The organism is Klebsiella sp. RC2 (genome assembly GCF_014192815.1).
GTDB lineage: Bacteria > Pseudomonadota > Gammaproteobacteria > Enterobacterales > Enterobacteriaceae > Klebsiella > Klebsiella variicola.
The window spans coordinates 126,842-144,521 of the sequence record NZ_JACHYL010000003.1 but is presented as its reverse complement, the minus strand read 5'-3'; the positions used below and the strand labels follow the sequence as shown (position 1 = coordinate 144,521).

19 protein-coding genes are annotated in these 17,680 nt (G+C 55.6%); 2 read left to right on the top strand and 17 right to left on the bottom strand.

Annotation, left to right across the window (positions count from 1 at the left end; genetic code table 11):
- Positions 1 to 37: 37 nt before the first annotated feature.
- The 4 genes from FHW76_RS10260 to FHW76_RS10245 all read right to left on the bottom strand — a co-directional run bounded on the left by FHW76_RS10260 (position 38) and on the right by FHW76_RS10245 (position 4,883).
- Complete coding sequence (locus FHW76_RS10260; protein WP_039103406.1) at positions 38 to 1,042, bottom strand: fimbrial protein; 1,005 nt, start codon at positions 1,040 to 1,042, stop codon at positions 38 to 40.
- Positions 1,030 to 3,531, bottom strand: a complete 2,502-nt coding sequence (locus tag FHW76_RS10255) for a fimbria/pilus outer membrane usher protein (protein ID WP_183476627.1) — start codon at positions 3,529 to 3,531, stop codon at positions 1,030 to 1,032. Before FHW76_RS10255 ends, FHW76_RS10260 begins: the two co-directional genes overlap by 13 nt.
- Positions 3,532 to 3,546: 15 nt before the next feature.
- Positions 3,547 to 4,242 (bottom strand): molecular chaperone, encoded by a 696-nt coding sequence (locus FHW76_RS10250; RefSeq protein WP_183476625.1) that lies wholly within the window; start codon positions 4,240 to 4,242, stop codon positions 3,547 to 3,549.
- A gap of 77 nt (positions 4,243 to 4,319) precedes the next feature.
- Entirely contained in the window at positions 4,320 to 4,883 is a 564-nt protein-coding gene (locus FHW76_RS10245; protein WP_012968240.1) for a fimbrial protein, read from the bottom strand.
- A 445-nt stretch (positions 4,884 to 5,328) separates the two neighbouring features.
- On the opposite strand from FHW76_RS10245, the gene FHW76_RS10240 reads away from it, so the two are divergent.
- Complete coding sequence (locus FHW76_RS10240) at positions 5,329 to 5,616, top strand: type 1 fimbrial protein (RefSeq protein ID WP_008804913.1); 288 nt, start codon at positions 5,329 to 5,331, stop codon at positions 5,614 to 5,616.
- A 159-nt stretch (positions 5,617 to 5,775) separates the two neighbouring features.
- On the opposite strand, the gene FHW76_RS10235 is transcribed toward FHW76_RS10240, so the two are convergent.
- The 7 genes from FHW76_RS10235 to FHW76_RS10205 form a co-directional block, all read right to left on the bottom strand.
- Complete coding sequence (locus FHW76_RS10235; RefSeq protein ID WP_004205917.1) at positions 5,776 to 5,982, bottom strand: helix-turn-helix transcriptional regulator; 207 nt, start codon at positions 5,980 to 5,982, stop codon at positions 5,776 to 5,778.
- A 2-nt stretch (positions 5,983 to 5,984) separates the two neighbouring features.
- Positions 5,985 to 6,518, bottom strand: a complete 534-nt coding sequence (locus FHW76_RS10230) for a DUF2975 domain-containing protein (protein ID WP_004205916.1) — start codon at positions 6,516 to 6,518, stop codon at positions 5,985 to 5,987.
- A 28-nt stretch (positions 6,519 to 6,546) separates the two neighbouring features.
- Complete coding sequence (locus FHW76_RS10225) at positions 6,547 to 6,891, bottom strand: hypothetical protein (protein WP_032730349.1); 345 nt, start codon at positions 6,889 to 6,891, stop codon at positions 6,547 to 6,549.
- A complete protein-coding gene (locus FHW76_RS10220) occupies positions 6,878 to 7,993 on the bottom strand; it encodes a serine hydrolase (RefSeq protein WP_064170228.1) in 1,116 nt (371 codons plus the stop codon). Before FHW76_RS10220 ends, FHW76_RS10225 begins: the two co-directional genes overlap by 14 nt.
- A gap of 260 nt (positions 7,994 to 8,253) precedes the next feature.
- On the bottom strand, positions 8,254 to 9,036 hold the full coding sequence (map, locus tag FHW76_RS10215; RefSeq protein WP_008804909.1) for a type I methionyl aminopeptidase: 783 nt from the start codon (positions 9,034 to 9,036) through the stop codon (positions 8,254 to 8,256).
- Positions 9,017 to 9,235, bottom strand: a complete 219-nt coding sequence (locus FHW76_RS10210; protein WP_002904808.1) for a ParD-like family protein — start codon at positions 9,233 to 9,235, stop codon at positions 9,017 to 9,019. The genes map and FHW76_RS10210 overlap by 20 nt, the downstream gene beginning before the upstream one ends.
- 310 nt (positions 9,236 to 9,545) lie before the next feature.
- Positions 9,546 to 9,794, bottom strand: coding sequence for a hypothetical protein (locus FHW76_RS10205; RefSeq protein WP_008804908.1), 249 nt, complete (start codon positions 9,792 to 9,794; stop codon positions 9,546 to 9,548).
- Positions 9,795 to 10,090: 296 nt separating this feature from the next.
- Between FHW76_RS10205 and FHW76_RS10200 the strand changes: the two genes are divergently transcribed.
- Positions 10,091 to 11,746: a bifunctional diguanylate cyclase/phosphodiesterase gene (locus FHW76_RS10200; protein WP_008804907.1), complete on the top strand. Its 1,656-nt coding sequence runs from the start codon at positions 10,091 to 10,093 to the stop codon at positions 11,744 to 11,746.
- A gap of 33 nt (positions 11,747 to 11,779) precedes the next feature.
- Here FHW76_RS10200 and FHW76_RS10195 read toward each other — a convergent pair whose 3' ends face one another.
- From FHW76_RS10195 to FHW76_RS10170, 6 genes are all read right to left on the bottom strand, one after another.
- Positions 11,780 to 12,706, bottom strand: a complete 927-nt coding sequence (locus tag FHW76_RS10195) for an alpha/beta hydrolase (RefSeq protein WP_012968235.1) — start codon at positions 12,704 to 12,706, stop codon at positions 11,780 to 11,782.
- Positions 12,707 to 12,897: 191 nt separating this feature from the next.
- Positions 12,898 to 13,038, bottom strand: coding sequence for a hypothetical protein (locus FHW76_RS10190; RefSeq protein ID WP_012541739.1), 141 nt, complete (start codon positions 13,036 to 13,038; stop codon positions 12,898 to 12,900).
- Positions 13,039 to 13,062: 24 nt separating this feature from the next.
- Complete coding sequence (locus FHW76_RS10185; RefSeq protein WP_008804905.1) at positions 13,063 to 13,302, bottom strand: hypothetical protein; 240 nt, start codon at positions 13,300 to 13,302, stop codon at positions 13,063 to 13,065.
- Positions 13,303 to 13,734: 432 nt separating this feature from the next.
- Positions 13,735 to 14,178, bottom strand: a complete 444-nt coding sequence (locus FHW76_RS10180) for a PTS sugar transporter subunit IIA (RefSeq protein WP_008804904.1) — start codon at positions 14,176 to 14,178, stop codon at positions 13,735 to 13,737.
- On the bottom strand, positions 14,168 to 15,613 hold the full coding sequence (locus tag FHW76_RS10175; RefSeq protein ID WP_022066173.1) for a sugar porter family MFS transporter: 1,446 nt from the start codon (positions 15,611 to 15,613) through the stop codon (positions 14,168 to 14,170). The genes FHW76_RS10180 and FHW76_RS10175 overlap by 11 nt, the downstream gene beginning before the upstream one ends.
- Positions 15,614 to 16,344: 731 nt before the next feature.
- On the bottom strand, positions 16,345 to 17,673 hold the full coding sequence (locus FHW76_RS10170; RefSeq protein ID WP_032739908.1) for a 6-phospho-alpha-glucosidase: 1,329 nt from the start codon (positions 17,671 to 17,673) through the stop codon (positions 16,345 to 16,347).
- Positions 17,674 to 17,680: the final 7 nt, after the last annotated feature.

The window sequence follows — 17,680 nt, the reverse complement described above, 5'->3', positions numbered from 1 at the left end:
GTCAGAGCAATTCCTTCATCCGTCGGTTCGCCATCGCCTAGTCATAATGTAAGGTATAGGTCGCGACGGCCGACACCTGACCGGCGGTGATCCGGGGACGGGTCTGGTAGTAGCGGGCCGTGAGCGGCAGGATAAACCGGCCCGCACTCGCGCTGCCCAGCGTCATCTCATGATTCAGGGAAACCGGCTGGCGATGGTAAAGCAGTTGCACACCAATACCCTGCGCCCGATCGTCCGTGGCGTCATTGCGCAGAACGCCATGCCCCCGGGCGGTGAGGGGCTCCGCGCCGTCAACACGCAGGGAAATAGTCACAGCGCTGTTGCAATCCAGTTGCAGCGCGAAAGGCGTGTCGCCGGTGGTTTTGCCGACGCCGCCGAAGTGGTCAAGCATCGCGGCGGGCAGCTTAATCAGCGCTGGCGTGGCGTCATTCACGGAACATCCCGCGGTGTTGACCCTGCCGCTTAAGTCTAACGCGGCCAGCGGGGTATGCTCTGCCATTAAAAAGTGCTCGCTGTGATACTCAAGCTCGCCCGGTGTCGCCGCGGGACCGGTTTTAATAAGCTCAATCGTCAGGCGGAAATAGCCCAGTTTCCACACCGCATCAGGCAATATGGCCGGATTGTTCACCCGTTGGCTAAACGGCGAGGGCGTCGGCCGGTCAGGAAAACCGCCATAGCCGCCGATAGCGCGCAGCGATACGCGAACGCCAATGCCGGCGAGATTGGTTTGATAAACCGTCGGTCGCGTCGCTCCCCCGGACAGCAAACTGTTCAGCTGTAGCGGCGACAGCCCATGCGGGTCGTCCGCGCAGCGGATCCACTGTTCGCCGCCGTCGCTAAGGTGGTTCCAGGCGAAACTTTTGTGATACAGCGGGGTGCCCGGTCTGGCGTCAGCCGGCACGGTGAGTTGCCCTACGTTCAGTCGAAGGGTGGTGGCCTGGCCGCGGACAAACACCGGCGTACAGGCCCATCCGCTGGCGGGGGGTAACAGGGCGAGTAACAGCGTCAGGGTGGCCCGACGCAGGAGAGTTAAAAAGGACATGTTAACGTCTGCTGTAAAATGAGTGGATGGGGTGTCTGCGCCAGCGTCGGGGTGAGATCGTAGCGGGCAGTACAGTGCTGCTGAGGGCCTGGCCCCCATTGTGCATACAGGGTGCCTTTCGGCGCCAGGCCGGCGAGGTACACCTGACCCTCGCTGGCAACGATGCTGCTGGTGTCTTTGGCGCGCACTTCGCTGCCAAAGGGCAGCGGTTGTCCCTGCGACTGCAGCGTAAACAGCGCCTTATAACCAACGTGGGTGTGAAAACGCGCCAGCACCACCGCGTCCTTAGTGGGCACCCGCGTCACGGTGCTGTTGGCCAGATCCACATTCTCCGGCAGCGAGTGGCTGTCGAGGGCGACGTCGTTGCGGTGATAGGCGGTAGCGAAGGGCAGCACGGCATATCCATCGCGATTGGTGGCGATGGTTCTCTGGTTGGCGAGGGTCACACCGCCTGCGCCACCGGCGTCAATCAGGACGACAGCGCCATTCATTTCCGGCGTAAAGACCACCCCGTGGCGGTGAATCAGGATACCCCCGCTGGCGCCGTAGTTCAGGCGAGTGGCCTGCGAGTCACGGCTGTAGCCGATATTCAGATCGCCTCTTCCACTGCTGTAGCCGGCCGTCAGGCTGCCGCTGTGCCCGTTTTGCTGATCGAGGGTTTGGCTGACGGCGTAGCTGAGCGCGTGATTATCCAGCATGGTGCCATTGAGACTGACCATCTGACTGTCGGCGCTGTGGCGGGAGGAGGTCAGGGTATAGCCGGCATAGCTCCCCGGTAGCAGGTGGTTCAGCGCTACTGAAAGTGACAATGTCACCACTTTATCGGAGTGCGGCTCGTCATTCTCCTCGTCACCGTCGCTACTGTGTGCATCGCTGTAGCTGAGCGACCACGCGATACCGTGAACCTGGCTGCTGATCCCCATATTGGCGGTACGCTGTGGGGCGCCCTCTGACCAGTAGCTGTCCTGGTCGAGGCTCAGATAGAGGGTGATATCGTACGGCAGGCTCTGGCTGGCAGTGATTTGCAGGGTCGTTTTTTTGTTGTCGTTATCCCGCGAGTCGGCGTCGGGATCCGGGCTGGAATACGCCTCGCTCAGCGTGGCATAGCGCTGATGCGAATAACGCCAGCCGGTGAAGGTGAACTGCGTGCCAAGACGATCAAAACCTTTGCTGTACTGGAGCTGCCAGGCCCGGCCATCGATCGGATCCTGCTGGTGCCGGTCGCGGGCGTTTAACAGCTGCAGCGAGAGCGCCCCGGCATCACCCAGCCCCTGTCCCACGCCGAGCGAGAGGTTGTGGTATTGCGCCGCGCTCTGCAGTCCGCCAAACAGTGTCAGGTTGTGGGCGAACCCGCGCATCAGCGACAACTGCATCATCAACGGCCGCTGGCTGGCATCGTCGCTATGATAGCGCCCGGCGACCAGGTTGTATTTCAGGCTGCCTTCGCGTTGCATGCTGGTGACCGATGCATACGGCTGGGTGAAGCGGCGGATTTCGCCATCCGACTCTTTGACGGCAACCTCAAGATTGCCGCTACTGGCGGTGGGATAAAGATCGTCAATCACGAACGCGCCAGGGGTGACGTAGGTTTGATACAGCACGTAGCCATTTTGCCGAACCGTGACCTGGGCGTTGGTTCTGGCTATCCCACGGATGGTCGGGGCAAAACCTTTCTGCGAGTCCGGGAGCATCGCATCACTGGAGGCGAGGGCAATTCCCTGAAACTGTACCGCGTCGAACACATCGCCCGACGTGAAGGTATCCCCGAGCGTCAGTTCACTCCGCCAGCGCGTCAGATCGCGCTCAAGCCAGGCGCCGCTGGTGGTCCAGTGGGGCTTATCGTCGCTGTTGGCGGTCAGGCTGTTGCTGGCGCGCAGGCGCCAGGCGCCGGCGTTCACGCCACTTTTCAACATCAGATAGTTATCGCGCTCAGTGTTGCCCTCGCGGGTACGCTGGCTGGCGCCTGAATAGCGGTAATTGCTCTGAAAGGCGCTGATACCTTCATCCCACAGCGCAGAAGGAACATTATCCCTCGCCTGGCGCGTCATCAGCGCCTGGGGAAGGGTCATTGCCAGCCGCTGATGGGCAAAATCGAAATTGACCGTACTGCCCGGCAACAGCGTGGCGAGTTCGGGACATGAGCGGGAGGTTGCGCCGGACGCCTGGGACAGCACGGCCGGATTAACACCGGCCTGCAGCAGATCTTCCGGCTTAAGGCAGGGCGTCAGCTGCCCGCGGTCATTCTGGCGAAACGTGATGATCTTACGGGCATCCAGGGTGACGCCGTTGACCTGCCAGCTGACCGGATAGTCGCCAGGCGGCTGGCTCGTTTGCTGATTGAAGCGCTGCAGATCCACCGCCGGCAAATGGTCGTTTTTTTCCAGCAGATCCATATTAAAGGTCGCCTGGGCGTGCAAGGGCGCGCTCTGTCCGCCCAGCAGGATGGAGAGGCTGACGACGGTAACGGTATGAGCCGGGCCGTGGCGCATCGCGACATCAGGCGCTTAGTGCGCCGAAACGGGAGCGCTAAACGTCTGCACAGCGCCAAAATCATCCAAAATGCGCCAGCTCACCTGGCGGGTGCAGGCCTCGCCGGGCAGGGCGTACTCTTCACGGCTGTGAGGGACAATCACGCTGTGCTCAAGCGGTGTTTTCTGGTTCTGGCCCGCGCAGGTGAGCGTGGTGATAGTCACATAATAGGGGGAGGTATTCTCCGCCTGCAGGTGGTTGCCACTGACGTGCCAGCGCAGGTGCTGCGCCGCGTCGAGCGCCGAGCCGGGGAGTCCTGCCGGGCGATAAATGAGCTTAAGTTGATTCTTAATAGCAAATTGCAGAATGTTCTCGCCAGCCGGCGCGGTATTGGCAGGAATCACTTTGATATTCAGGGTGAACAAACTTTCCCGATCGTTTGGCAGTTGCGCCGAGGTTAATAACACGCGCAGATCGTTGCTGTCTCCGGCGTCCAGACGGAACAATGGCGGGGTGACGATAAACGGTGATTTATTATTACCAGCCAGATCGTCTACCCAGCTCTGAATAAGTACCGGATCGTGAGGATTGGTGTTTTTTACCGTGATGTCGGCCTCATGACTTTGTTCATTATAAATGACACGCGTGCCGGCAATGGCAACCCCGGCAGCAGACGCCAGGAGCGGACAAAAGAGAAGGCTCAGGAAAAAAGCCATTTTATAACACTGCATAATTGTGGATCCGGTCACGAGGAATGAAAATAAGGGCAGGGGATGCTGCCCTCGGTAAAAGCGGCAATCAGCACATTCTATTCATATACAATATCAATATTGGCCGTGGCATTAATATTGCCGGCGGTGACATCCAGGGAGGAATCGCTCTTGAGATCGGCAATAAAATTAAAGGCAATATCACCGTTTTCGTCGGCTTGCGAAACCGCCGTTTTGCTCTGCTTGTCAAAGGTCAACTGAGTGCCTTCCGTTGAGCCGTCAGGGGAAGAGAAGACTTCAATGCCCACGCCTTTGGCGGTATCCGCGGCGTCGGAGAGCGCCAGCACGGCGGCGCTGGTGCCGTTAGCATTGGTGTCCGGGGTACCCTCCAGGCTAATACTGATATTCTGCGCCAGCGGGCAGCCGGTCAGGTTGATGGTAAACGGTGTTTCTGCGGTTTTCGCTTCATGTGATTTCAGCGCCGACATATCGACGTTGCCAAAATCGACATTCACATCGCCACCGTTGTTGGCGATCTGGCACGACTCGTTAATAATTTTACCGGTGAAATTCAGTGTGCCCGCCGCGCGGGCGGGGGTCACAGTAGCCAGACTGAAGGCCAGCAGTGAACCCACAACCAGCAGGGTGCCTTTTTCTTTCATACTCAAACCTTATTAAATAATCACAAGTTAATTAAATCGCTTAACATTTTTAAAGCATGTTTTTTATTTCTGTTCACAAAAAACGGTAAGCATCACTAATGTATACTGCCGTCGGGGGCGGGATTATACGGAGAACGTCGTAAAGGCCCATGGATAAGGTGTGTTAAGCTGTAACAATCTTTATTTTTTGGTGTAAGTATAATCTCATTTAATATTGTAATTGGATTCTATATACAGAATGTATTATTTCCCGGGGACGCCTGTTTTGGCAAAGTCCTGGCAAAAAGTTGCTGTTATTCCCGGCAGTTGACCGGAGAGGGCAGAATAATCGTTTACGCTGCCGCTATTTTGCCGTAGCGTGAAGATCGCGGCAGGAAGCCGCAGGTTGGATGGCACAGAACGATTCTGTGCCGCGCAGTGTCACTCGCTATCAAGGAAGATTGCTATGTCTCCGCTCCGTCTCGCTCTAATATGTCTGTGTCTGGCACCGCTGGCGTCGTCTGCTGCGCTCTCCGGTCAGGTTCATTTTTCGGGACGTGTCATCAATCCGGCCTGTCTTATCGCGCCGCAGCGCAATCGTATCGATGTTTCGTGCCAGCACCGTTCACCGGAACAGGTCGCCTTGACAGACAACCCCCCTCGCTATGCCATGCCGGATGATCGCGGTGAGGTCAGTCTCCACTGGCGAAATGCACAGCACAGTGAAGCGGATGTCATTATTCGCTATCGCTAAGGTAAGAAAAACGCGGTGAAGGGTAAGCGGATGCAGGACGTAAAGGGTAACGCGGTGGGCGGTTTCAGCGCGCGTCAGCAGTGACTACTGGGGTGACGCGCACGTAGAGTACATTTCATGAAAACAATCCTTGCCGTCGTCCGACAGCAGAGTATCGCCTCAGTCGGGTTCCCAGGCGAGGATATCACCGGGCTGACATTCCAGCGCCTCGCAGATGCGGGACAGGGTATCAAAACGGATGCCTTTGACTTTTCCCGACTTGAGCAGCGACAGGTTCTGTTCGGTAATGCCTACAAAGGCCGCCAGCGCCCTGGACGTCATCTTTTTTTCCACCAGCAGTTTGTCCAGATTCACCACCACAGCCATCGTTAAATAAACTCCTTATTCTCTTCTTCAGCACGGATCCCGTGGAGCATGGCGTGAAATGTCACAAACAGCAAGCTTCCTGTCAGAAGCAGCACCCCGTCGCTGAGCAGAAACACCACCTGATAATAAGGCTGCGGCCACCAGGCGAGCAGCGGGATCAGAAAGCGGCACACCGGCAACAGGATCCCCATGCCCACCATGGCCAGAGCGATGTAACGAACGCTGTGCGCCAGGGAGAGGCTGAGCACGCTGCGCTGGCGGACGCTACGGGTTACCTTCATGCCCTGCCAGATAGCGAACGCGAACAGCCCGGCCGGAAGATACAGCAGGGCCAGCAGCAGCAAACGTCTCGCCATCCCCGGCGCCTGGGCCGGGTTGTCGGTTAACGGCACTTCAGCAAAGTGCAGCAGGGTGGAAAGAAAATATCGTTCGCCGGTAAAGAAAATCCACAGCGGCACGATCAGGGCGAGCATAAAAAAGAGGGGCAGTATGCCGCTAATAATAGCCAGACTCAGCCGGGTTCTGGATTGCTTCACAATTTACCTTCCTGATTGATGAGAATAATTAAAGCACCAGCCGCGCCAAGCATGACATAAGGGCCACGGCGAAGACAACGCTCATCGCCCGGACGCCGCGACGACGGCTGGCAAACCACGGACGGGTCCAGACGCGGTAGAGGCTGAGGGTGATGACCGACGACTGGATGGTCCAGGTCAGCATCCGAAACAGGTAGCCCATTTTGCCGAGATTCTGCAGGGTCTGGAAAACCTCGGCGAGATAAATAACCCCGGTCGCCAGCAAAACATAATTGAGCAGGCGTATTTTTCGCTGCGCCAGCCAGTCGCCGGAAATAAACAGGATCACCGACAACAGCGTTAACAGCGCCCAGAGGATGTCAATTCCGTTCATTACGCGCCTCCTGTTCATCAGGGGTGGCAGCCAGTAAGAGCTTGATGGCAGGTCCGATCACCGGCCAGGCGGTATCGGAGAGGATCACTACCGCGGTCTGTCGCTGTCGGTCGAAGGCCATCATTGCCGCAAAGCCGCCACTCTGCCCGTCATGCCAGACGATCTCCCGTCCGCGGACGCGGGTAGTGAACCAGGCATAACCCACCCGGGAATCGGGATCATCGGTGGCGAACAGGGAGTGCATGCCTTCACTGCCCGCCAGGTTTCCTGCCAGCAGCGCCTGGGCATATTTCGCCATATCGACAATCGTGGCGCGGACGCCGCCGGCGGGGGCGAAGGCGTCCATCACCCATGGCTGCTGAGGGAAACCAGAGGCTGACCAGCCCATGGTAAACGTCGGCGAGGCTGGAGTATTGTGCCGGGCCACTTCCGCGCCCTGCATTCCGGTGGGGGCAAAGACCCGTTGCGCCATCAGTGTGGCAAAATCGCGATGGGACGCCCGCTCCAGCGCCAGTCCGAGCAGGGCAAACCCGGCGTTGGAATAATCAAACCATTTCGTCGGCTGCAGGGTGGCCTGGTTCATCATCGCGATCAGCGCGGGTCGATCGTAGCGCCAGGGATTCTGCCGCCGGGCAATATCGCTCAGAATAGCCAGCCGCTGCCCAACCGACGCGGTGAGCGGTGGCAGTCCTGAACGGTGAGAAACCAGTTGCTCCAGGGTAACATCCCGCACCGGGCTGACAATCTCCGGGACCAGCGCCGACACCGGCGTCTGCGCGGTGACTTCGCCGCGGCGAATAGCCTCCAGCAGCAGGCTGGCGGTCATGGTTTTGCTCAGGCTGGCGATCTCATACTGTGTCGTATACTCGCTCCCCCACAGACCGTAGCGCACCCCCTGAGGCGTAATCAGCGCTGCGGCGACCTGTCCGCGGGCGCCATTAAGCAGGGGCGTTAATATCGAGACCAGCTGTTTATCCCCCGTCGTCCGGGAGCTGGGGGGATGAAAGCCGGGCTGCAGGGCGATCCCCGCCGCCACGATGACGGTAAAAACCAGCACGGCGGCAATGATCTGTCTGTCCCGGCGATAGCGGTTCCAGCGCATGTTTTCTCCTTAACGCGGTACGACATCCAGGTGAGGGAATACCGCTTCTCCCTGGTGTTAAAGTGAGCGCAGGTTAGCCTGGTGTTTATCGTTTTACAATAAATATTTATCGTTTTATGATTAACTTTATGAGGAGTAAAGCAGACACTCCCGGCGCGGTGTGGAGAACGCGGGGGGCAATAGAGGCCAGGGAATAAAGTGCGCTGACGAAGAGAGGTACTCGCCAGCGAGAAATGTCGGCTATGCCGGGAGAAGAAAACTTAGCGGATCCGCGACTGCTCGTCGTCGCGTAGCGTCAGCACCTCAAATCCGTTGGCGGTGACGGCCACGGTGTGCTCCCATTGCGCGGAGAGTTTTTTATCGCGGGTGACGACAGTCCAGCCATCTTTTTTGGTTTTGATGCGGCTGTCGCCCTGGTTCACCATCGGCTCAATGGTGAACACCATTCCTTCGCGCAACACGGCGCCTTCCCCGGGGCGGCCGTAATGCAGCACCTGCGGTTCCTCATGCATTTCCTGGCCGACGCCGTGACCGCAATATTCTCTGACCACGCTGTAGCCATGGTCCTCGACCCAGCGCTGAATAGCGTGGCCAATATCGCCCAGCGTCGCGCCAGGTTTCACCACCTCAATGCCTTTCCACATCGCTTCATAGGTGGTCTTTACCAGCCGGCGGGCCAGCGGGGAGACGTCGCCTATCAGGTACATCTTGCTGGAGTCGGCAATCATGCCCGCTTTCTCCAGGGTGATATCGACGTTAACAATCATCCCGGCGCGCAGATGTTCGGTCGCTTTGGGGATCCCGTGGCACACCACATCGTTAATGGAGGTGTTCAACACATAGGGAAAATCGTATTGCCCCTTGCTGGCCGGGCGGGCATGCAGTTGGTTGACGATAAAATCTTCCACTCGATCGTTAATCGCCATCGTCGTTACGCCGGGAACGATAAAGGTATCCAGCATATCAAACACCGACGCCAGCAGCTGGCCGGCATGGCGCTGACGTGCGAGTTCATCGGCGGTTTTAATGATTATTGATGGCATTGATTACCTCCAGCAGACGGTCAGAGCCGGATTTCAGCATCAGCAGTTTGATCTGCTGGTGGTTAAGCTCGGGGTAGAGCTCGCTCATCATGCCCAGACGGATCCAGTATTCCGCCTGGGCATTGACGGAGCGGGACATAGCTTTGCTGGCATCACGAATATCATCGTGCAATAGATCGGAGATTTTGACGATTCCCATAGAGACAGTCCATATATGATTCGTATATGCATCGTATACAGACCGGCACGGGATGTCATGGGCATTTTGTGTCGTGACCGGGGGGGAGGCGAGAGGCCCACGCAAAAAAGCCCGACCAGCGGGCTTATTTTCAGCATTTTTTTCGGGTTAATCATTCGCGCCATTCACCATGGCGAAAATACCCATTAGATTATCGGTATGCAGAATGAAAATAACATGACGGCGGCGAAGCGCGGCGCATCAATATATTTAATGCAGGTGTTAATTTTGCGTATGAATATTCTCCCGTCAGGCCGGGAATCCGGGGGAGTTACAGCGCGTCAGTGAGTTTATCCACCACCACTTTACCCGCATTATCGAACTGCGTAATGCGAAAGCTGTCGCTCCAGGAGCGGCGGGTGGTGAAACGGTCGAACAGGGATACCCGACCTTTACGCTGACCATCTTTACTCAAAATAACCCATTCAGTCACCGCAGAATAATGCTGGCTATTGTCATGACGGCTCTGTTGTTCAACAAGCTGGTCTTCTTTTTCCACTTTTAAATAATCACGCAACATATTTAACCTCCATAGAAAGTATTATTAACATTACTCCTTTTATTTATTCTTTCAATCAAACTTTTTAATCAATAAAAGTAACTATTAGTGGGCGACCTAAGTGCAAAAATCGTCAGATTGTCATTACCCGGCGCAGTGGATTCCACTACGCTTAACAGAGCTGTCTGGTGCGCTATCTGCGGTTGCCAGGGCCAGAAAGGCGGCAACAAAACGTCTTAACCTTGTATTCATCATGGGCGTTGTTCTGCTATATCTAGTGCGTTTTGCCACGACCGAGCCACAGAGAGCGCTGTACCATGAGTAACGATCACCTGACGGATATCGCCTATCGTCACTTTATTGAAAGTGTTAAAGATTATGCCATATACATGCTGAGCACTGACGGTACGGTCATCAGCTGGAACGAAGGTGCCCGCCGGGCAAAAGGGTACCTGAGCGACGAGATCATCGGTTGCTACTTCGGTCTCTTCTATAGCGAAGCTGAGCAACTCTCCGGTGTACCGGCGAAAAACCTGGAAATCGCCCTGCGTAGCGGGCAGTTCGAAGGGGAAGGCTGGCGTTACCGCAAAGACGGCTCCCGATTCTGGGCGCATGTCATGATCGATACCATCCGCGATGAGCAGAACACCCTGCTGGGTTTTGCCAAAATCACCCGCGATATCAGTGAACAAAAAGCGATTAATGACCGCATCGCATGGATGGCGCGCTACGATGCGCTGACTGGTTTACCTAACCGGGTGGAGTTCTTTGAGCGGGTGGAAAAGCTGATCACCGGTAATGATGCCCGCCGCTTTGCCATTTTCACCATCGATTTAGACAAGTTTAAAGAGATTAATGACCTGCAGGGCCATCTGATTGGTGACCAGCTGCTGCAGCGTGTGGCAGGCGCCGTGCTGAAAACGCTGCAGAAGGAGGAGATGGTCGCGCGCTTTGGCGGCGATGAGTTTGTGGCCGTTAAACCTTTTGCCGATGAGGGTGAAGTGGATGCCTTTGCTGCGCGCCTCTGGCACTGCTTCAGCGGTAAGCAGACGTTTGCCGCGACGGAAGTGGTTCTCTCCGCCAGCATTGGCATCTCGGTCTACCCGGAGGACGGTACGGATATTAACACGGTACTGAGCAATTCCGATCTGGCCATGTATCGGGCAAAGAGCAGTCTCGACCACAAGATTTGCTGGTACGAACGTGAAATGGATGACAAGACGCGGCAGCGCAATATGATGGCCGCCGACATCCGGCGCGGTATTCACGCAGGAGAATTTTCGCTCCACTATCAGGCTATCCGCAACATCAAAGATCGCCGGATCACCGGTTACGAGGCGCTGCTGCGCTGGCAGCATCCGCAGCTGGGGCCGATCCCGCCTGACGTGTTTATTCCCATCGCCGAAGAGAGCGGCGCCATCGTGCCCTTAGGTTACTGGGTGCTCGAGCAGGTGTGTAACGAATCGCTGGAAAAGGGTCTCAACAGAAAAGTTTCGGTCAATATCTCGCCGGTGCAGTTGCGTCACCGCAGCTTTATTGAAAAAGTCCGCGAGATCCTGATGCGTACCGCCTATCCGGTCAGCCTGCTTGAGTTTGAAGTGACGGAGACGGCGTTCATCATCAATAAGCAGCTGGCCTTTAGCGTCCTGCATCATCTGCAAAAAATGGGGATCAGCATCGCACTCGATGACTTCGGTACCGGCTACTCCTCCCTGAGCATGCTGCGCGATTTCCATTTCGACGTGATTAAACTCGACCGAAGTTTTATGCTTGATGTGGAGAGTAATCCCCAGGTACGCTCATTCGTGCGGGCCATCATTTCGCTGGGAAATTCAATTAATACGCCGCTTATCGCCGAGGGTGTGGAAACCGCCGGGCAACTGCAGATCCTCGAAGAGGAAGGGTGTGACGAGATGCAAGGCTTTCTGTTCGGCGAGCCGGTGGATATTAAACACCTGCCTCCGTCGTCCTGATACGCCCACCGGCTGCGGGTGGGCGCTGCGTCATTACTGATGCGCCAGCGGAGCCTGCCCGGAAAGATGCAGCAGAGCCGACTGCAGCGAGACGTCAAACATCTGACCGTGCGTCATACCAGGGTAGCGCCAGAAAGCCACCGTCAGGCCTTTGTCGGCCAGCTGCTGCTGGGTTTGTCGCAAAACACTCAGGGAAGCCACGTGGCCGGTCGGTTCCCGGGCAGCTTTGCCATCACCTTCCAGCAGATACAGCGATTTCCCGATGAAGGCGGTGGCGCTTAAAGCTTCGCTGCCCTTCAGCGGAGATTCCTGCGCCTGGCCCAGCGACGGGCTGGCCGAATAATAGAGATGAAACAGCGAGGTCTTCCGCCACGCGTCGAGCACAAACAGCCCGCCGTAGGAGTGGCCCCAGATCGCGCGCTGGTGGGGATCTATTTTCAGGTGAGCTTCCGTTTGCGGCACCATTGTTTCGGTCAGCAACTGACGAAACAGGTCATTACCTCCGGTTTTTCGCGGCGGCAGCGCGGGTTTCCCGACTTGCGGTTTGAAGGCCTTTAGCGGAGGAGTGTAATCCCAGGCCCGGGCGGCGGTATCGAAGGGCAGCGTTGTCTGGTAACCGATAGCGACGATCACCGGCGGGGAGCCGGCGGAGAGCTGCTGCAGAAGGGCGTCGTTAAGCTTATCCATCACCGCGTTACCATCCAGCATATACAGCACAGGATAGCCGGCGGCGGGCGGGGCTTTGTCCGGCACGGCAGTCCACACCCGGTAGTGGCGTTCGCCATCGGCGGAGTCATACTGACGTTGCGTAAAATGATAGTACGCTGACCCTTTATCGGCGATGTTTGGCCCCAGCGGCTGAAGATCCGGTCGGGCGGTGCTACCGCTACTGTAGAAGAGCACGCCAACCGCCAGCGTCAGCAGCCCGCGCGCCCGGATGCTCCCTGAATTCCGCTTCACCTTGTCTAACCCCCTGTATTCTTTGAGCTGTCATTTTGTTGGGCTGACACGGTAACACAGCTTGTTTGATAATGGTTCTCATTTCTTTTGTGCGCTTTGGATCTGCGTGGGATACCGGACGGGGCTGGTGGGGGGGGGCGAAGCGAAAACGCAGGATACATGGCCGCCTGTCGGCGGCCATCAGGACACGGTCAGGGATCGCCGTTGATGCTACGCAACAGCCTTTTTACCAGCGGGATGAGCGCAATAAGCACCAGCGCAATAACCACGATCAGTAACAGCGTCAGCCCTTTATGATGACTGATAAGCACCCACAGCATCGCCAGCGTCATGAGATGATCCTTGCATTAACAGCGTTAACCACCGCCAAGGTGAATGAAATTTAACAGAATGGTGATGACCACCCAGGCCAGCAGCAGAAAGCGTCGTTTATCGCGTCGAGCTTCCAGCGCAGCGAAATAATTAGCGCTGTACCAGGTTGATATAATAATAGCCAGCGTGATGATGACCTGCCAGACCACTTCGCTAAAGCCCGTCACGATGCTTATCGCGCGAAAGCAAAGCACAATCGCGATGCCGTTAAGCGCGTTACACATCAACCATCCCCACAGGCTTGAGGGACGGCTAAAGAAATATCCAAGTCGTAAAACCAATGTCGTATACACCTTGCCAAAATAATCGCGCTGTAAAATGCAGTTTAATGCCCGACGAGGTATTGATATAAATCAAAATTAATGGAATAGCGCAGTAATCACTGGCATGCAGCGATCGCAGCATGGCAATGGAAAGGCGTAGAGAATGGTGGGTAAAAAAAACGAAATCACTTGTTTTTATAGGTGTTTTTTAAAATTTATTGTGGCAGTGAAATATTCTCCATGGCCCATTTAACAATATGACGGTAATTTCCATTGTTATTATTTTATGTGGCTCTATCACCAGCTAAATTAAAACCTATTCACTATTCACCGCTGGCCGCTTGCGGGAGTGGTCTGAAACAGCCGGAGCCAAGGCTCCGGCTGGCGTCATACCTAATGAGGCAAGGCATTATGTTGCAGAATTTTCAGGAAGTCATTTTTGTCTGAAATTAATGACAGCGCGTTAGCGATCAGTTCATCGCTAAATATCGAGGCAATTTCTTTGAGCACATCAATATGCTCTTTTTCTTTCGCGATGACGCCGATGGCAATAAACATCACGTTGCTGCGATCCCAGATAACGCCATCAGGGAACTGAAAGATCTCAATGCCGGTTTTGAGAATGATATCCGTCGCGGATTTCGGCAAATGTGGCAAGGTGATGCCATTCCCCAAAAAAGTGGAAACCTGATGTTCACGCTCCAGCAGAAAGTGAACGCACTCCTGATTCACATATCCTTTGGCTTTACACTCCGCGCCAATCATAGCGATCACTTCCGCTTTATTACTGGCCTTGCAGCCGATATGCAGATTATCCAGCGTGATGTTATCGATCATAGCCAACCTCCCTGGTGAGACGCGTAGATTTTTTACCCTCATGATTCGCTGACAGCTCTTCTTCTAACTGCTCGAGCGATTTATTGGAGGTCTCCGGTAGGGCGAAGACCACGAACAGAATCGCTAAGTAGTTGATGGCTGCGAAGATGAAGAAGACCGGCCCAAGGCCCAGTTTCGCCTGCAGCAGCGGGAACAGGTAGCTGACCACCGCGTTCATGATCCACATGAAAAATACCGAGATCCCCATCGACAGCCCGCGGAATTTCAACGGGAACAGCTCAGCTAATACCACCCAGGTAATAAAGCCCATGGAACCCTGCATCACACCGACGAACAGCGCGCCCAGCAGCCAGATGGCGGTGGCTTTCAGATCGCCCACCAGGGTGTAATCGACAGCGGCGATAATCAGGTGCAGCGTGGCCATAATGGCAAAGCCGTAGATAATGATCGTCTTACGTTTGAAACGGTCGACAAGGAACAGCACGCCAATGAGCATACCGCCGACGGAGAAGACACCGTTCAGCACGTTACAGATCAGCGAGGTACGTTCTGAGAAGCCGGCGGCACTCAGAATTTCCGTGCCGTAGTACATAATGACGTTAACCCCAGTAGTTTGCTGCAACGCGGCCCAGGTAATACCGACCAGCAAAATTTTGAGGATCCATGGCGTTTTGAGGATAGTCGTGAAGGTGCCCTGAGCGCTGTACTTATTGCCGGCTTCAATTTTGATCAGGGTGGAGATGTCGTCATACTCCTTCTGCGCGCGTTCCGCCGGGCGGATCTGTTTGAGAATATGCAGCGCTTCCTCGTGGCGATTTTTGCTGATCAGCCAGCGCGGGCTTTCCGGCGCGCGCCACATGCCAACAAACAGGCAGACAGCGGGAATGGCCTGTACCAGCAGCATATAGCGCCAGACGTCCGGCAGATGGCCCCAGATGATGCCAATGATCGCGTTGATGGCAAACGCCGCCAACTGGCCAATGACGATGGCGACTTCATTCAGGCCGGTCAGCTTACCGCGCATCTCGGTAGGCGCCACTTCCGAAATAAAAGTGGGGGCAGTGACCGACGCGCCGCCAACGGCGTAGCCCAGCAGGGCACGAGCAATCAGCAGGGTAGTGATATCGGGGGCTGCGGCGGAAAGCAGGGCGCCGATAAGAAAAATAAAGGAGAGGAAGAGTAAATATTTTCGCCGGCCGAAGAAGTCGGCAAACTTGCCGCCAAACACGCTGCCCAGCGCGGCGCCGATCAGCAGGACGCTCATCACCAGCCCTTCGGTAGTCGGGGTCAGCGCCATATACTGCTTCAGTGAGGAAAAGGCGCCGTTGATAACGCCGGTGTCGTAACCGAAAAGCAGGCCGCCGAAGGTGGCCACTAAGGTGATCTGATGAAGTCGTTTTCTCTGTTGCTGGTTCAGGTTTGTTATAAATGACATGGTAGTCCCTTTATTTTATTGAACGACACAAGATAAAAATACATCTCCCCAGTCAGGATTTATTACGCCTGTGTTGTCGTATCTAACTGAACTAAATGATTTTTCTTCTTTGTGTAATTGCTCAGCACATGGCAGGGTACGCTCAGCAATGGCGGTCAAAGAGGTTTACGGCTTGGTGTTGACATGGATGTAGTCGATATCCGTTCTCCTTTTCGGGTTAGCGGTCTTCAGTGCGTCGGCAGCGCCGACGTCTGCCGGTGGACAGCGCCCTGGTGTGGCACGTTGCTGTCGTTGCGGCGATTTATCGTGATAAGAATATGGCACAAAGAAATGGAATGAGCATGCTACAAGATCACATTATGAAAATTTAATTTCAAATTGGTGTTGCAGAATGGTAAATGCATGAAGCCAATCACAAAGGATGGAGGGAGCATATCCCCATGAAAACCAGGTTAAATTTACAGGCCGGTAATAATGATGTTGTTTTCAGTAGGTTAATGTAAATCAAAGAATACAACGCAGATCACATTTTTACGCCATAATATCCTGGAATAGAATTTATATTTCATTACTGTGATCAGGGTAAAACGAGGATGACGGCCTTCTGGCAACGGTCTGGAGGGGAAGAAAGCCCGTGGGGGAGGTTATAGGATGAATGTGTGGCCGGCGGGAACGCTGGGTAAAAATGCAGAGAAGGGGGATCCTCTGCATTTTACCCATCACGAAAAAGATCAGTGCAGTGCGGGCCAGTAGCCTTCGTTGGCGACGATCAGTTCATCGAGGATGGCTTTCGCCACCGCGGCGCTGGGCACCGTTTTCGATAGCGTGATGGCCTGCCACAGTTTCTGGTAACTACCCTCAACCCAGGCGTCAACCACCAGCTTTTCGACCGCCACCTGCTGCTCCATCAACCCTTTCTGGAACGACGGGATTTTCCCCATCGCCAGCGGCTCCGGGCCATTGACGCCCACCAGGCAGGGGACTTCCACCATCGCCGTCTCATCAAAGTTGGCGATCGCCCCGTTGTTCTCAACGATCAACAGCATCCGCTCCTGGGTGTTAAAAGCGATGGCGCAGGCGAGGTCGACGATAAAGGTGGCATGGGCCCCGGCATGAAAATGCGCGCCTTCCGCCGTGCCCCGACGGGTAATCTCCCGGGCCATATCGAAGACCTCTTTTTCACGTCCGGCCATCACCTCGTTCGCCCGCGTAAAGTCTGGATCGGCGTGCGCCACCTCATAGTCAGGATAGAGGTAGTATTTCAGATAGGTGTTAGGCAGTGTCGACGGATCGAGGGCAAACACATCCTTCACCTTTTTAAAGGTTTCGATCCAGCTTGGCGCTTTATGCTGAAAATCTTCTTTTGGACTGCTGTATCCCTGTTCCGCCACGTGACGCTTCAGCGCCGGCATCAGATCGTTACCGGCTTTATCGGTGATACGGGTCCACCAGCCGAAATGGTTCAGGCCATAGTAGCGGACGTTCAGCGCCTTGCGCGACGGCAGGCCGAGGATGTCGGCAAACAGCCCCTCGATAGCCACCGGCATATCGCAGATGTTGATGATGCGCGCGTCGGGTCGCAGGCGACGGGTGGCTTCCGCGACGATGGCCGCCGGATTGGAATAGTTGAGCATCCAGGCGTTCGGAGCGTATTGCTGCATATAATCGACCAGCTCCAGCACCCCGGCAATGGAGCGCATGCCGTAGGCAATCCCACCCGGACCGCAGGTCTCCTGTCCCGGCACGCCATATTTTAACGGGATCTTTTCATCCTTTTCCCGCATTTCATACAGACCGACGCGAATATGCGCCATCACAAAATCGACGTCAGTGAAGGCCGCCTGCGGATCGGTGGTATAGCTGAACTGCACCTGCGGGAAGCGTTCTGCCACCAGAATAGCGCAGGCGTCGCCGATCGTTTTCTGACGCTGGTGATGGTTGTCGTACAGACGGATCTCCCGCAGGGGAAAGCGCGACATATTTTCCAGCAACATCATCACAATCCCAGGGGTATAAGTACTGCCGCCGCCGGCAATCGTGACCACAAAGTTATCTTTCATTTACCAC